This window comes from Arthrobacter sp. 05N33_2 (assembly GCF_056397425.1).
In genome coordinates this window covers 421,484-436,193 of the sequence record NZ_JBFTNJ010000001.1, presented here as the reverse complement: position 1 = coordinate 436,193, position 14,710 = coordinate 421,484, and the positions used below count along the sequence as shown (strand labels likewise).

The 14,710-nt window shown below is 63.8% G+C and carries 14 protein-coding genes; 6 read left to right on the top strand and 8 right to left on the bottom strand.

What is annotated here, in order from left to right; translation table 11 throughout:
• Nucleotides 1–35 precede the first annotated feature (35 nt).
• The 8 genes from AC1DHX_RS02040 to rpmH all read right to left on the bottom strand — a co-directional run bounded on the left by AC1DHX_RS02040 (nucleotide 36) and on the right by rpmH (nucleotide 5,760).
• On the bottom strand, nucleotides 36–1,310 hold the full coding sequence (locus tag AC1DHX_RS02040; RefSeq protein ID WP_230009093.1) for a ParB/RepB/Spo0J family partition protein: 1,275 nt from the start codon (nucleotides 1,308–1,310) through the stop codon (nucleotides 36–38).
• Nucleotides 1,311–1,377: 67 nt separating this feature from the next.
• Nucleotides 1,378–2,445, bottom strand: a complete 1,068-nt coding sequence (locus AC1DHX_RS02035; protein ID WP_476859642.1) for a ParA family protein — start codon at nucleotides 2,443–2,445, stop codon at nucleotides 1,378–1,380.
• Between the two features lie 87 nt (nucleotides 2,446–2,532).
• Nucleotides 2,533–3,183 carry a 16S rRNA (guanine(527)-N(7))-methyltransferase RsmG gene (rsmG, locus tag AC1DHX_RS02030; protein ID WP_370116794.1) on the bottom strand — a complete coding sequence of 217 codons (651 nt, stop codon included), beginning with the start codon at nucleotides 3,181–3,183 and terminating at the stop codon, nucleotides 2,533–2,535.
• 16 nt (nucleotides 3,184–3,199) lie between these two features.
• Nucleotides 3,200–3,790: a Jag family protein gene (locus AC1DHX_RS02025; RefSeq protein ID WP_230009108.1), complete on the bottom strand. Its 591-nt coding sequence runs from the start codon at nucleotides 3,788–3,790 to the stop codon at nucleotides 3,200–3,202.
• Complete coding sequence (gene yidC, locus AC1DHX_RS02020; RefSeq protein ID WP_476859643.1) at nucleotides 3,790–4,767, bottom strand: membrane protein insertase YidC; 978 nt, start codon at nucleotides 4,765–4,767, stop codon at nucleotides 3,790–3,792. Before yidC ends, AC1DHX_RS02025 begins: the two co-directional genes overlap by 1 nt.
• A 15-nt stretch (nucleotides 4,768–4,782) precedes the next feature.
• Entirely contained in the window at nucleotides 4,783–5,178 is a 396-nt protein-coding gene (yidD, locus tag AC1DHX_RS02015) for a membrane protein insertion efficiency factor YidD (protein WP_476859644.1), read from the bottom strand.
• A complete protein-coding gene (rnpA, locus tag AC1DHX_RS02010) occupies nucleotides 5,171–5,581 on the bottom strand; it encodes a ribonuclease P protein component (protein ID WP_079552763.1) in 411 nt (136 codons plus the stop codon). Before rnpA ends, yidD begins: the two co-directional genes overlap by 8 nt.
• Before the next feature lie 41 nt (nucleotides 5,582–5,622).
• The gene (gene rpmH / locus AC1DHX_RS02005) at nucleotides 5,623–5,760 is read right to left on the bottom strand and encodes a 50S ribosomal protein L34 (RefSeq protein WP_003800212.1); all 138 of its coding nucleotides are present in this window, start codon (nucleotides 5,758–5,760) and stop codon (nucleotides 5,623–5,625) included.
• A gap of 463 nt (nucleotides 5,761–6,223) precedes the next feature.
• Here rpmH and dnaA point away from each other — a divergent pair, with 463 nt between their 5' ends.
• The 6 genes from dnaA to gyrB all read left to right on the top strand — a co-directional run bounded on the left by dnaA (nucleotide 6,224) and on the right by gyrB (nucleotide 14,679).
• Nucleotides 6,224–7,645, top strand: a complete 1,422-nt coding sequence (gene dnaA, locus AC1DHX_RS02000; RefSeq protein ID WP_018775671.1) for a chromosomal replication initiator protein DnaA — start codon at nucleotides 6,224–6,226, stop codon at nucleotides 7,643–7,645.
• Between the two features lie 585 nt (nucleotides 7,646–8,230).
• Nucleotides 8,231–9,355, top strand: coding sequence for a DNA polymerase III subunit beta (gene dnaN, locus AC1DHX_RS01995; protein WP_090582070.1), 1,125 nt, complete (start codon nucleotides 8,231–8,233; stop codon nucleotides 9,353–9,355).
• 99 nt (nucleotides 9,356–9,454) lie between these two features.
• Nucleotides 9,455–10,339: a phosphogluconate dehydrogenase (NAD(+)-dependent, decarboxylating) gene (gene gnd / locus AC1DHX_RS01990; protein WP_223915420.1), complete on the top strand. Its 885-nt coding sequence runs from the start codon at nucleotides 9,455–9,457 to the stop codon at nucleotides 10,337–10,339.
• 45 nt (nucleotides 10,340–10,384) lie between these two features.
• Nucleotides 10,385–11,611: a DNA replication/repair protein RecF gene (gene recF / locus AC1DHX_RS01985; RefSeq protein ID WP_476859645.1), complete on the top strand. Its 1,227-nt coding sequence runs from the start codon at nucleotides 10,385–10,387 to the stop codon at nucleotides 11,609–11,611.
• The gene (locus AC1DHX_RS01980) at nucleotides 11,608–12,165 is read left to right on the top strand and encodes a DciA family protein (RefSeq protein WP_223914868.1); all 558 of its coding nucleotides are present in this window, start codon (nucleotides 11,608–11,610) and stop codon (nucleotides 12,163–12,165) included. The genes recF and AC1DHX_RS01980 overlap by 4 nt, the downstream gene beginning before the upstream one ends.
• A 414-nt stretch (nucleotides 12,166–12,579) precedes the next feature.
• A complete protein-coding gene (gyrB, locus tag AC1DHX_RS01975; RefSeq protein ID WP_374706707.1) occupies nucleotides 12,580–14,679 on the top strand; it encodes a DNA topoisomerase (ATP-hydrolyzing) subunit B in 2,100 nt (699 codons plus the stop codon).
• The last annotated feature ends 31 nt before the right edge of the window (nucleotides 14,680–14,710 follow it).

Sequence of the window (14,710 nt, the reverse complement as noted above, 5' to 3'; positions counted from 1 at the left end):
AACAGACCCTCCCGGAGGACTCAGCGAGTCGCGACCTAGCTGGGAGCTCCCGGCGTGAGGACGTCCATGATGCGGTTCAGGTCCTCGACGCTGGCGAACTCAATGCTGACACGCCCCTTGCGGGCACCAAGCGAAATCTTGACATTAGTATCAAGGCGGTCAGACAGCGACGACGCCAGGTAATCCAGTCGTTCGTGGCGGGCTCCGGCCCGCGGGATGTTGTTCTTGGCCGGCGAGGCGGGGCTCTGATACAGGGTCACAGCTTCTTCGGTCGCCCGGACCGACATGCCTTCTGAAACAATCTTCTGCGCCAGGCGTTCCATGGCCGCGGCGTCAGGAAGTGCTAGGAGTGCGCGGGCGTGCCCTGCGGAGATGACATTTGCCGCAACCCGGCGCTGCACCAGCGGGGGCAGCTTCAGCAGGCGCAGGGTGTTGGAAACCTGGGGCCGCGAACGTCCGATCCGGTCCGCCAGCTGCTCGTGTGTGGTGCCGAAGTCCTCGAGTAGCTGCTGGTAGGCCGCCGCCTCTTCGAGCGGATTCAGCTGGCTGCGATGCAGGTTCTCCAGCAGCGCGTCGCGAAGGAGGTCGTCATCGGTGGTGTCACGGACAATCGCGGGGATAGTTTCCAGGCCTGCGGCCTGTACTGCACGCCACCGTCGCTCACCCATGACGAGCTCATAGGGTTCGCCACCCTCTTCGGTTGAGGTACGGACCACAATTGGCTGGAGGACGCCAATTTCCCGCACAGAGTGCACCAGCTCCGCCATGTCATCCTCATCGAAGACCGAGCGGGGCTGCTTGCGGTTGGGATGGATGTCCGTGACCGGGATTTCGGCAAATCTGACGCCGGGCACCTCTACGAGGTCAACAGTTCCCTCGTCACCGTGCTCGGGCGTGGAGTCCAACGTCAGCTGTTCGCCGGCGTCGGATGCGGCCGCCTTGGCAGCAGCGGTCGCCGGCTTGGAGGCAGCCGACTTTCGGGCGGGGGTTTTCTTGGTCACGGCGGCGCCAGCTGCGTCGGCTTTGTCGGCAGCAACGTCGGCTCCGGCAACAGCGCTGGTTGCTTCAGTGGTGTCAACCGTGAGATCAGCGGAATCGTCGGCCTTGACAGGTGTGGACTCCGGCTCCTTGGCCAGCGCGGCCTTGGTGTCCGCGAGCGTCTCGGCGTCGGAGGTCTTTTTTCGGGCTTCAGGGAAGAAGAGGTCCACGGGCCGGGATGGGGCAGCACCGCTTCCGGAGGCGTTAGCCGCGGCGGAACTTGGAATGAGTGCGCCAAGTCCACGGCCGAGGCCGCGTCGCTTATCGCTCATGGATAAATCCCTCCAGTGGAAGAGCCGGGATTCACCTGGCTCTGGTTAGTGCAATTCTTGAAAGATTCTAACGTTCCGCGATTTCCGCGGCGGCTTCCAGGTAGGACAGGGCACCGCTGGAAGAAGGATCATACGTCATGACAGTTTGCTGGTAGCTCGGCGCCTCGGAAATACGGACCGACCTCGGCACCACAGCGCCGAGCACCTGCTTCGGGAAGTGTTCCCGGACCTCGGCTGCCACCTGGGCGGCGAGGTTGGTGCGGCCGTCATACATGGTCAGCAGAATAGTGGAAACAACCAGATCAGCGTTCAGGTGCTTCTGGATCATCTCGATGTTCTTCAGGAGCTGGCTGAGGCCTTCGAGGGCGTAGTACTCGCACTGGATCGGGATGAGGACTTCGCCGGCCGCACAGAACGCATTGACCGTCAGGAGCCCGAGGCTCGGCGGGCAGTCGATGAAGATGTAGTCCAGCCGCTCCTCGCCATTCTTGGCGCGCTCCTTGGAGTACACATCGATTGCGCGGCGCAGCCGCTGCTCGCGGGCCACCAGGCTGACGAGTTCAATTTCGGCACCGGCAAGGTGGATGGTGGCGGGCGCACAGATCAGGTTGTCGATGTCGGGGCACGGGGCCACGACGTCCTTCAGCGGGACATCATTGATCAGCACATCGTAGATGCTGTCGACATCGGCGTGGTGCTCGATTCCCAGGGCGGTGGAGGCGTTGCCCTGCGGATCGATGTCGATGACGAGCACGTTCAGGCCAGCGGCCGCCAGCGCGGCGGCGATGTTCACGGTCGTCGTGGTCTTGCCGACGCCGCCCTTCTGGTTGGAAACGGTGAAGATCCGGGTTTTCTCCGGTTTGGGGAGCTGCCGGCCGAGCAACCGCTCGCGGCGCTTGTTTTCGTGTGCGAGTTCGCGGGCGATGGGACTGGAATCGTCGATGGAATCCAGCACGTTCCCCGTGTGCGGAAGGGATGTTTCACGTGAAACACCGGCCATCTCGGTCGTCTTCGCAACCGAAGCCGTGTGATTTCCGGAGTAGTCAAAAGCTACTGCAGGAGCCGTAAACGCCCGTGCGGACCCCAGGGACACAAACGGCGGGATCCGTTGTGTGGAGGCTTCGCTACTGCTCACTATGACACGCTCACTCTCATTCGGCTCTTACTGCCGGTTACTAGCCTAACCTCTTCCCCTCAGACTCCCCGGGCACCGGGGCCGGTGCTAGGTAATCTTTTGAGGCTTGTTCACTACGATTCGCACAACGGTGGTGGGTTCCTCAAGCAGGTCTTCACCCACCACCACCACGGACGTCTGAATGCCGCCCAGTTTGCGGATAACCTTGGCGGCCTTTTCGATTTCCTCGCCGGCGCTGCGTCCCTTGATGGCGACGACTTCTCCCTTCCCGGCCAGGAGCGGAATGGTCAGCCCGGCGAGATTGGACAGCGCGGATACGGCGCGGGCAGTCACGACGTCGGCGTTCACGAGTCCCACTGCGAGTTCCGCGCGGGTGCGCATGATCGTGACGTTCTGGAGGCCAAGATCATCCACCACCTCCTGGAGCCAGATGACGCGGCGCTCCAGTGGTTCGATCAGCGTCAGTTCCAGATCCGGCCGCGCAATGGCCAGGCACAGGCCAGGCAGGCCGGCGCCGCTGCCGACGTCGGCGACATGGCTTCCGTGGGCAATCTGGCTCTCAATGACGGCGCAGTTAAGCACGTGCCGGCTCCAAAGCCGCGGCACCTCACGGGGCCCGATCAGGCCCCGCTCGGTCCCGGATGTCGCCAGGTGCTCGACGTAGCGTTTCGCCAGTTCCAGGCGGTCGCCGAAGATGGACTCTGCTGCCTTGAGTTCCGGCGCGGTAATTTCAACCATCAAGCTAGTCAACGGTTCAGTCTGCGGAGACAACGATGTGCCGGTCGGCGCCTTCGCCTTCGGACTCGCTCACGAGTCCCAAATCAGCGACGGCGTCATGCACGATCTTGCGTTCGTAGGCGCTCATCGGAGCCAGGGCAACTGCCTCACCGGAATCCTTCACAGCGGCGACGGCGTCTTCAGCGATCTTCTGCAGGTCGCCGGCGCGCTCGGCACGGTAGCCGTTGATATCCAGCACCAGGCGGGAGCGGTTCTCCGTCGCGGAGAGGACCGCGAGCCGCGTGAGCTCCTGGAGGGCCTCAAGGACTTCGCCGTCACGGCCCACCAGGCTGTCCAGCCCGGCGGCTTCCTCTTCGGCGACGATCGAGATGTACGTGCGGCCGTTGCGGACCTCGATGTCGATGTCGCCATCAATGTCCGCGATATCCAGCAGTTCCTCGAGATAGTCCGCAGCGACGTCGCCTTCTTCTTCGAGGCGGCTGGCGGAAACACTCTTGCCGGTGCCGGTCTCCGCACCCTGTGACGAGTCGTCGGCCGCGCTCTGGGCGTCGTCCCGGTCGTCGTCAAACTCGGCGGAAATAGCGTGTTCGGTGCTCTCGGCGGACATTACTTCCTCTTCCTGTTCTTACGTTGCGGCTGGACGCGCTGGGTCTTGGCTTCGACGGCGGCCGCGGCGGAGGCTTCGGCCTCGGCGTCGACCTTCTTGCCGCCCAAAAGGGGCAGGGCGGGCAGGCCCTTGGCTGCCCGGCGCTCGGCGAGAGCCTTGGCCGCCGGCGATCCCGGCGTAGGCATCCGGCGGATCACGAAGAACTGCTGTCCCATGGTCCACAGGTTGGTGGTGGTCCAGTAGATCAGGACGCCGATGGGGAAGTTAATACCGCCCACACCGAAGACGACCGGCAGGATGTAGAGCATCATTTTCTGCTGGCGCATGAACGGGCTGGCCAGGGCCTCTTCGGACATGTTCTTGGCCATGATCTGCTTCTGCGTGATGAACTGCGAGGCCGTCATGGCCAGGATCATCACGATGGAGAGGATCCACACCGACACCACATTGCCGCCCGGAGGCGTGCCGTGCAGCAGCGTGGCGGACAGCGGGGCACCGAAGATGGTGGACTCGTCGAACTGCTTGACCTGCTCGGGGCTCATGGCGCCGATGCCCTGGCCGGTGGTGGCCGCCGCAGTGATGCCGGAGAGCACCTGGAAGAGCGCAAAGAAGAAGGGCATCTGGATCAGCATGGGCAGGCAGGCGGAGAACGGGTTGGTGCCGTGCTTCTTGTACAGCGCCATCTGTTCCTGCGCCATGGCCTGGCGGGAGAGCTGGTCCGTCTTGCCCTTGTACTTGTCCTGCATTTTCTTCAGGTCCGGCTGCAGGAGCTGCATCCCGCGCTGGGCCTTGATCTGCTTGACGAAGACGGGAATCAGGGCGGCGCGGATGACCAGCACCAGCCCGATGATGGCCAGGGTCCAGGTCCAGCCGCTGGCCGCCGGCATGCCAATGGCGCTGAGTCCGTCATGGAAGCCGACCATGATGGCTGAGACCAGCCATTTGAACGGCGCCAAGATTGTTCCAAAGATGTCCATACGATTCCCTATTCGTCAGGCCGCAGTGCGGCCTTCTCCATCAGGCTGAGCAGCCAGGTAGATGTCCGGATTGTTCAGCACAACAATTGTGGGGGTGCGGCCCGCGGGCCATTCCCGATGCCCGGCGGGGACATGGTCCACACCACCGGCATTCCATGGATGGCAGCGCAACAGGCGCCTCGCAGCGAGCCAGCTTCCTTTCACCGCGCCGTGGACGGTGATCGCTTCAAGGGCATAGGCCGAACAGCTGGGGAAAAAACGGCAAACCTGGCCGTACAGCGGTGAGATCACCTTGCGGTACGCCAGGAGCAACAGGATGAGGACATCGCGGGGCAAGTTCCAGACTGCCCGGGCCAACCATGCTGCTGCGGATCTTGCAGGAGGGACGACGGCGGCAGTTGAGTTACGCACGCGGGGTCCCTTCCTGTGTCGTCTCGTTAGAACCTGGTGAAGCAGCCTGCGAAAGGCGGTTGCCCAGCCTTTTCATGGTCGTCTCCAAAGCGGCGTCATAGTCGGCGAGCAGCTGGTCCCAGCTGGCTCCCGCTGCGGCGGGCAGGGCCCGGACCACAATGGCGAACCCGCTGCCGTATTTCTGCAACGACAAAGCACCGGCTTCTCTCAGTCTCCTCTTAACGAGGTTCCTGACAACAGCGTTCCCGACACTCTTGGAAACGATGAATCCGATCCGGCTTGGTTCATCGGCAGCGAGAGCTGCCGCATATAACACTACGTTCCGGCGTCCATTGCGGACACCGGAACGTACAGTTGTTGAAAAATCGGTTGATGTCCGCAGACGGTTCCTGGTGGCTAGCACCGTTCAACTCGCACAGGGATATGGACCGACGAGTCAGTTATTTAGGCCGACAGTTCGGTGCGGCCCTTGCCACGACGGGCTGCCAGGATGGCACGGCCGGCACGGGTACGCATACGAAGGCGGAAGCCGTGCTTCTTGGCTCGACGGCGGTTATTCGGCTGAAAAGTCCGCTTGCTCACGTTAGTTACTCCAGTGGATCAAAGGTGCGCCCACCCGATCAAGGGGAAGAACTGGCCGACGCTAAGTTTTGGTATGTGCCGCTTCCCTCGTATCTCACACGACGCGGGGCGTCAGGAAAGATGCAGATGAGGCGAAAAGCGTACACATGGGACTTCACAACGTTAGGGCTTGCCAACCTCCCGAGTCAAACCGGGGACCGCTCCGCACGCTATCCCCAGCTGTGGCTAACTACTCCCGCAACCTGTGGATGAAGTGCGTCACGCGCCCCATTTCAGAACCACAACGGTGTAATTATCCACAGGACTGAACCCAGCTATCTTCTGGCGTTTTCATCCCCTACAGTGTCTCAGTAACCCCTTATCCACGGACTGTGCATAACCCTGTGGATTGAGCCGGCCGGTGGACAGCTCCGGACCGCGTGGATGCACGTAATGCAGGCCAGCAAGTTTGAGGAACTGATTGATGACAGTAGACGAAGCCAACCAAGCCAACACTGTCGGAAGTTCCTGGCGGCGGGTAGTGAGCCTCCTGGAGAACGACCACCGTGTCTCTCCCCGGCAGCGCGGCTTCGTCATCCTCGCCCAGGCGCAGGGGCTCATCGGTTCCACCCTGCTGGTGGCAGTTCCGAATGAGCTCACCCGCGAAGTGCTGCAGACCCAGGTCAAGGAAGCCCTCGACGACGCGCTCCGCAGCGTGTTTTCCGACGAAATCCGCTGCGCGATCGACGTCGACACGGATCTGGTGCCGCTGCACACAGAACCCGAACCCGCCGTCGAACTTTCCCTGGCAGCCGACCCGACCGTGGAGTTGAAGCCGCAGCCGATGCTGCCGAGCACCTCGCATGAATTCGGCCGGCTGAATCCGAAGTACGTCTTCGACACCTTCGTGATCGGTTCCTCCAACCGGTTCGCCCACGCAGCCGCCGTGGCAGTAGCCGAGGCGCCGGCGAAGGCCTACAACCCGCTGTTCATCTACGGGGACTCCGGACTCGGCAAGACCCACCTGCTTCACGCGATCGGCCACTATGCGCGCCGGCTCTACAGCGGGATCCGGGTCCGCTACGTCAATTCCGAGGAATTCACCAACGACTTCATCAACTCCATCCGCGACGATGAAGGCACCAGCTTCAAGACCACGTACCGCAACGTGGATGTGCTGCTGATCGACGACATCCAGTTCCTGGCCGGCAAGGACCGGACGCTGGAGGAGTTCTTCCACACGTTCAACGCCCTGCACAACAACAACAAGCAGGTGGTCATCACCTCGGACCAGCCGCCGAAACTGCTCGCCGGCTTCGAGGACCGGATGAAGTCGCGCTTCGAATGGGGCCTGCTGACCGACATCCAGCCACCCGAACTGGAGACCCGCATCGCGATCCTCCGGAAGAAGGCCCTCAGCGAGGGCCTTTCCGCGCCGGACGATGCGCTCGAATACATCGCCTCCAAGATTTCCAGCAACATCCGCGAACTTGAGGGAGCCCTCATCCGCGTCACGGCGTTCGCCAGCCTGAACCGGCAGCCGGTGGATGTGGCCCTGGCCGAGATGGTGCTCAAGGACCTGATCACCGACGACGGTGCCCAGGAAATCACCTCGGCGCAGATCCTCACCCAGACAGCCGACTACTTCAAGCTCAGCATGGAAGAACTCTGCAGCAAGTCGCGCACCCGCACGCTGGTGACCGCCCGGCAGATCGCGATGTACCTGTGCCGGGAGCTGACGGACATGTCCCTGCCCAAGATCGGACAGGAGCTGGGCGGCCGCGACCACACCACCGTTATCCACGCCGACCGCAAGATCCGCGAACTCATGGCCGAGCGCCGGGTCATCTACAACCAGGTGACCGAGCTGACCAACCGGATCAAGCAGCAGCAGCGCAATTCCTGAGCCATCGGCCGGCGCACTCATACCTTATTAACAGGGCCCTGTGGACAACCCTGTGGATACTTAAGGGGACAACCGCGGTTAATGGGCTTAAAACCCTTAAGGCACCTGTGGATTGGCCAGTCGGCCAAAAATCTTGTCCCCATCCACACCCTGTTTAAAACCTGCTCCGCCCACAGTCCATGAACAGGGCTTAACCGCGGATTCGCACGGCAGGATCGAGTTATCCACAGTTTCCACAGCAGTTATTAACACTACTAATCCCAAGAAAATGAAATTCCCTCAAACAACAATCTCCTTCCCACCTCCGAGCAGCTCCCAGGCCCGTTCCGGACCGGCGCAGGAGACCGGCCCCACGAACAACACCGATGTAACCCGGGGATGGGAGAAACGCACACCTTGGGGCTAAGCTGTCTGCAGTGCGTCCGTCCCGGACATCTTTTGTGGTTCCTACCGGGCCATGGGGCCCGGGTGGGCGGACGATTCCCTTGTTGACGGAATTCGGCGTCCCTGCCGACGTCCGCCGCAGCTCGAGCAGTTTCAGCGATTTTCAGCACTAACAGCAGCAATGAAAGGCGGCACCCTTCCGTGAAGTTCAGAGTCGAACGGGACGTCCTGGCAGAAGCCGTGACATGGACCGCCCGGTCGTTGTCTCCGCGGCCGCCCGTTCCCGTACTTTCGGGCCTGCTCCTGAAAGCTGAAGCCGGTACCGTCAGCCTGTCGAGCTTCGACTACGAGACCTCCGCGAGGCTCGAAATCCCCGCTGACATCAGCACCGAGGGCACTATCCTGGTATCGGGCCGCCTGCTCGCGGACATCTGCCGCAGCCTGCCGTCCGCCCCCGTCGAGGTCGAAACCGACGGCAACAAAGTGACGCTCACCTGCCGCCGAAGCAGCTTCCACCTGGCCACGATGCCCGAGGCTGAATACCCGCCGCTGCCGGCCCTGCCGACGATCAGCGGCACCGTGCCCGGCGATTCGTTCGCCCAAGCCGTATCCCAGGTGATCATCGCGGCCAGCAAGGACGACACCCTGCCGATCCTGACCGGCGTGCGGATGGAAATCGAGGACGACCTCATCACCCTCCTGGCCACCGACCGCTACCGCCTGGCCATGCGGGAAGTCCCCTGGAAGCCTGCGACGCCGGGCATCTCCACGAGCGCCCTGGTCAAGGCCAAGACCCTCAACGAAGTGGCGAAGACCCTGGGCAGCAGCGGCGATATCAACATCGCCCTCGCCGACGACGACAGCCGGCTGATCGGCTTCGAGAGCGGCGGCAGGACCACCACTTCACTCCTGGTCGACGGCGACTACCCGAAGATCCGTTCGCTCTTCCCGGATTCGACCCCCATCCACGCCACCGTGCAGACCCAGGAACTGGTCGAAGCCGTGCGCCGCGTCTCGCTCGTGGCCGAACGCAACACGCCTGTCCGGCTCGCTTTCACCCAGGGCCAGCTGCACCTGGACGCCGGCACCGGCGAGGACGCCCAGGCCTCCGAAGAGCTCGAAGCCCAGCTGTCCGGTGAAGACATCACCGTGGCCTTCAACCCGCACTACCTGATCGAGGGCCTCAGCGTCATCGAAACCAAGTTTGTGCGGTTCTCCTTCACCACCGCACCCAAGCCGGCCATGATCACTGCCCAGCAGGACGCCGAGGGCGAGGACCAGGGCGACTACCGCTACCTCGTCATGCCCGTCCGGCTGCCCAACTAGCCCGTCATTGCCGTGCCCCGGACCTCCGGAGCACGGCACCTGCGGGCCATCACGGCCGTCACCAACGAAGCACCCCAGCGCAGAAAAGAGTTCATCCCCGTGCACATCGGACTAATCGGCCTTGGAAAAATGGGCTTCAACATGCGTGAACGGCTGCGCAACGGCGGGATCGAGGTCACCGGGTTTGACCGCAACCCCGACGTTGCCGACGTCGCCACCCTGGACGAACTCATCGCCGCCGTCCCGGCGCCGCGCCTGATCTGGGTCATGGTCCCCTCGGGCGAGATTACCGACGCCGTGATCACCGAACTGGGCACCAAGCTCGACGCCGGTGACCTCGTGATCGACGGCGGCAACTCCCGCTTCACGGAAGACCAGAAGCACGGTGCCGCGCTGGCCGAAAAGGGAATCCGCTTTGCGGACTGCGGCGTGTCCGGCGGGGTCTGGGGCCTCCAGAACGGTTACGGCCTGATGGCGGGCGGCGATGCCGCGGACATCGAACGGGCACTCCCCGTCTTCGATGCGCTCCGTCCCGCAGGTGAGCGGGCCGACAGCTTTGTGCACGTGGGCGGCGTCGGCGCCGGGCACTACGCCAAAATGGTCCACAACGGGATCGAATATGGCCTGATGCAGGCTTACGCCGAGGGGTACGAGCTCCTGGCCGCCAAGGAAATCGTCGCCGATCTTCCCGGGACATTCCGGGCCTGGCAGAAGGGAACGGTTGTCCGCTCCTGGCTCCTGGACCTCATGGTCAAGGCCCTTGACGAGGATCCCGGACTGGAATCGATCTCCGACTACGTCGAGGATTCGGGCGAAGGCCGCTGGACCGTCGAGGAGGCCATTGCCAACGCGGTGCCGGCCCCGGCGATCACGGCTGCGCTGTTCGCCAGGTTCTCCTCCCGCGAGGACAATTCGCCGGCCATGAAGATGGTGTCCGCGCTGCGCCACCAGTTCGGCGGCCACGCGACCCGGCCGGCCAAATAATCCTGCCCGGCCACTTGATCCTGCCTGTGAAGTCCTGAATCCCGCGTGTACCTAGAAAAGCTCTCGCTCACCGATTTCCGCAGCTACGCCCAGGTCGATCTCAGCCTTGAGCCCGGAGTCACCGTGCTGGTGGGTTCCAACGGCATCGGCAAGACCAATCTGATGGAAGCGATCGGGTATCTGGCCACGCTCAACTCGCACCGGGTCAGCACGGACGCGCCGCTGTTGCGGTTCGGTGCCGAACGGGCCATGATCCGGGCCAAGCTGGTCCGTGGCGAGCAGTCCACCGTGCTGGAGCTGGAAATCAACGCGGGCCGGGCCAACCGCGGCCGAATCAACCGGAGCAATCCGGTCCGCGCCCGGGACCTGCTCGGGATCTGCCAGACGGTGCTCTTCGCGCCGGAGGACCTGGCGCTGGTCAAGGGCGATCCGTCCAGCCGCCGCCGGTTCCTGGACGAGCTCCTGGTCAGCCTCATGCCGCGCCACGCCGCGACCAGGAGCGACTATGACCGGGTCCTGAAGCAGCGCAACGCGCTGCTCAAGTCGGCCCGCGCCGGAAAATTCAGCACCGGCCACGAGGCAACGCTCGATGTCTGGGACCAGCACATGGCCCGGGCCGGGGCTGAGCTGCTGCACGCGCGCCTGGAGCTGGTGGACCGGCTGCAACCGCACCTGAAAAATGCCTACGCGCAGCTGACTGACGGCTCCAAGGAGGCCACTGCGGTGTACCGTTCCACGCTGCAGGACAGCCTGGACGACGACGGCGCCACCTCAGGACCAGCAGATTCCAGGCCTGCGGACGGAACCGCAGCCGATGAGGCCGCGCCGGCGGAAGACCTGCGCCTGCTCTCCGTCGAGCAGCTCACCGACCGCTACATCCAGGCCTTCGCCGCAGCCCGGCGCAAGGAACTGGAACGGGGAATTTCGCTGGTCGGGCCACACCGCGACGAACTTGAGCTCGTGCTTGGATCGGCGCCGGCCAAGGGCTACGCCTCCCACGGGGAAACCTGGTCCATGTGCCTGTCCCTGCGCCTGGCCTCCTACTACGTCATGCTCGACGATGCCCGCACGGGCGGCTCGCCCCCGATCCTGATTCTGGACGATGTCTTTGCCGAACTCGACGTCCAGCGGCGGCGTAAACTGGCGGCAATAGTATCCGGCGCCGAGCAAGTGCTGGTCACTGCCGCCGTCGAGGACGATATCCCGGCAGAGCTGACCGGACGGCGGGTGAAGGTCATCCCGGGAGGAATCGATGAGCAGGAAGATCGATGAATAAGGATACCGACGGCGGCCTGCAGCCCGGCCGTGACCCCGACGATATCGATGCCGCGCAGGCCGCATTGAACCGGATGCGCGACGCCGCCGCGGCCCGGGGCGAAATCCGCCGAAAGGCGCCGCCGCGGCCCGGCAGTACCCAAAAGCCTGCCCGCAGCGCTGGAACCCGCGGGTTCTCCCAATTCCACGGTACCGGCAGGGATCCGTTGGGCCTCGGAAAAGTCGTGGGACGCCTCGTGGCCGAACGCGGCTGGAGCTCGCCGGTGGCCGTCGGGTCCGTCATGGCGCAGTGGGCCGTGCTGGTGGGCCCGGAGATCTCGGCGCACTGCACTCCCGAGAGTTTTACCGACACCACCTTGCATGTGCGGACCGATTCCACGGCTTGGGCAACCCAGCTGCGGCTGCTCAGCAGCAGCCTGCTGGAAAAATTCCGGACCGAGCTTGGCGATGGCGTCGTCACCAGCATCCAGGTGCTCGGACCCGCCGCCCCGAGCTGGCGCAAGGGCCTCCGGACGGTCAACGGCCGGGGTCCCCGCGACACGTACGGATAGCCCCGGCCCAATGGCGGGCACCGGATCTGAAGCACTTCTTGCAAAAACCCTTGAAAAATCCGCAAGCGGCGTGTAGGGCGCTTGAACCTCCCGGAGTCGTATAGGAACCCTAGGGCTGGACCCCGAAAGCCTTGCAGGGGGAGCCAGCGCCCTCCCAGCGGCACTTTCCCGCCCGTTTGGCGCCCTGGAATGCAAGTTTGGCCCCTATAACACGATAGAATCGGTGTAGATAACTGGGCGCCGGTGAAGCGTTGACTGAGTCCGTTTCCGACGCAATTTCAGCGTGCGGCGGACGGGATCCCCAAGTCAGCGGAAACACCCGGCGTCGTCAGTGACGTGCCTGTTGGCAGGAGCCTTTTCCACGGAAGGGGCAACCGCCGGCCTTCAACGAACATAGAGGAGTCGAAAGCGCCTGTGGCTAACGACAATGCAGAGATCCCGGCAGTGGAAGACGTAGCGGAAGCAGTGGAACAAGAGGCTGCGGTGGCGGCGCCGTCGGGGACCGCGACATCGCGCGAATACGGCGCCAGCGACATCACCGTACTTGAAGGCCTGGAAGCTGTCCGGAAACGTCCCGGCATGTACATCGGCTCCACCGGCCCCCGCGGCCTGCACCACCTGGTCTATGAAGTGGTGGACAACTCGGTGGACGAGGCCCTGGCCGGCTACTGCACGCACATCGAAATCGTGCTGCAGGCCGACGGCGGGGTCAAGGTGGTCGACAACGGCCGCGGCATCCCCGTGGACATGCACCCCACCGAGCACAAGCCCACCGTGGAAGTCGTCATGACGATCCTGCACGCCGGCGGCAAGTTCGGCGGCGGCGGATATGCTGTCTCCGGCGGCCTGCACGGCGTCGGCATTTCGGTGGTCAACGCACTCTCCAGCCGGGTCGACACCGAGGTCCGCCGCCAGGGACACGTCTGGCGGATGTCTTTCGCTGACGGCGGCAAGCCGCAAGGCGGCCTGGTCGAGGGCGAGGAAACCACCGAGACCGGCACCACCCAGACGTTCTACCCCGATGCCAGCATCTTCGAGAGCACCGACTTCGACTTCGAAACACTGCGGGCCCGCTTCCAGCAGATGGCATTCCTCAACAAGGGCCTGCGCATCACGTTGACGGACGAGCGCCGCGCTCCGGAGGAATCGTCCGAGGACGACGACCTGGACCTGGACACCGTCCCCACCGAAGGTGAGATCGCCGCGGAATTCCACACCGTGGTCTACCAGTACGACGACGGCCTGCTGGACTACGTCAAGCACCTGAACTCCGGCAAGAAGGTTGATGTGGTCCACGAGGACGTCATCGCCTTCGAAACCGAGGACACGGAACGGCACATTGCCCTGGAAATGGCGATGCAGTGGACCAACGCGTACTCCGAAAGCGTCCACACCTACGCCAACACGATCAACACGCACGAGGGCGGCACCCACGAAGAGGGTTTCCGCGCCGCGATGACTTCACTCATCAACCGCTATGCGCGGGAGAAGAACATCATCAAGGAAAAGGAAGACAACCTCACCGGGGACGACATCCGCGAGGGCCTGACGGCAGTCATTTCCGTGAAGCTCTCCGAACCGCAGTTCGAGGGCCAGACCAAGACCAAGCTCGGCAACTCCGAGGTCAAGGGCTTTGTCCAGCGCGTTGTCACCGACGGCCTGGGCGACTGGCTCGAGCGCAACCCCGGCCCCGCCCGGGACGTCATCCGCAAGGCCATCTCCGCAGCCCAGGCGCGCATGGCCGCCCGGAAGGCCCGGGACAACGCCCGCCGCAAGAGCCCGCTGGAATCCTTCGGCATGCCCGGCAAGCTGTCCGACTGCTCCTCGAAGAACCCGGAGAGGTGCGAGGTCTACATCGTGGAGGGTGACTCGGCCGGCGGCTCCGCCAAGCGCGGCCGCAACCCGGAGACCCAGGCCATCCTGCCGCTGCGCGGCAAGATCCTGAACGTCGAGCGTGCCCGGCTGGACAAGGCGCTCGGCAATGCGGAGGTCCAGTCCATGATCACGGCATTCGGCACCGGCATTGGCGAGGACTTCGACATCGCCAAGCTGCGCTACCACAAGATCGTGCTCATGGCCGATGCCGACGTCGACGGCCAGCACATCACGACGCTGCTGATGACGCTGCTGTTCCGCTACATGCGCCCGCTGATCGAAAACGGCTACGTCTACCTCGCGCAGCCGCCGCTGTACCGGATCAAGTGGTCCAATGCCCCGCACGACTACGTCTACAGCGACCGTGAACGCGACGCGAAGCTGCTCTCGGGCCAGGCCGCCGGCCGCCGCATCCCCAAGGACAACGGCATTCAGCGCTACAAGGGCCTCGGTGAAATGGACTACACGGAACTGTGGGACACCACCATGGACCCGGACCACCGGACCCTGCTGCAGGTGACGATGGACGATGCCCTGGCGGCGGACCAGATCTTCTCGGTCCTGATGGGCGAGGACGTTGAATCGCGCCGAAACTTCATTCAGCAGAACGCCAAGGACGTTCGGTTCCTGGACATCTAGAGGGCAGTCAAGCCCCGAATATGCCCGGACT

Coding starts and splice junctions, on each gene's coding strand:
- rsmG (WP_370116794.1), bottom strand. CDS start 3,183: ATGGTTGAAATTACCGCGCCGGAACTCAAGGCAGCAGAGTCCATCTTC.
- dnaA (WP_018775671.1), top strand. CDS start 6,224: ATGACAGTAGACGAAGCCAACCAAGCCAACACTGTCGGAAGTTCCTGG.
- yidC (WP_476859643.1), bottom strand. CDS start 4,767: ATGGACATCTTTGGAACAATCTTGGCGCCGTTCAAATGGCTGGTCTCA.
- AC1DHX_RS02040 (WP_230009093.1), bottom strand. CDS start 1,310: ATGAGCGATAAGCGACGCGGCCTCGGCCGTGGACTTGGCGCACTCATT.
- AC1DHX_RS02025 (WP_230009108.1), bottom strand. CDS start 3,790: ATGTCCGCCGAGAGCACCGAACACGCTATTTCCGCCGAGTTTGACGAC.
- AC1DHX_RS01980 (WP_223914868.1), top strand. CDS start 11,608: ATGAATAAGGATACCGACGGCGGCCTGCAGCCCGGCCGTGACCCCGAC.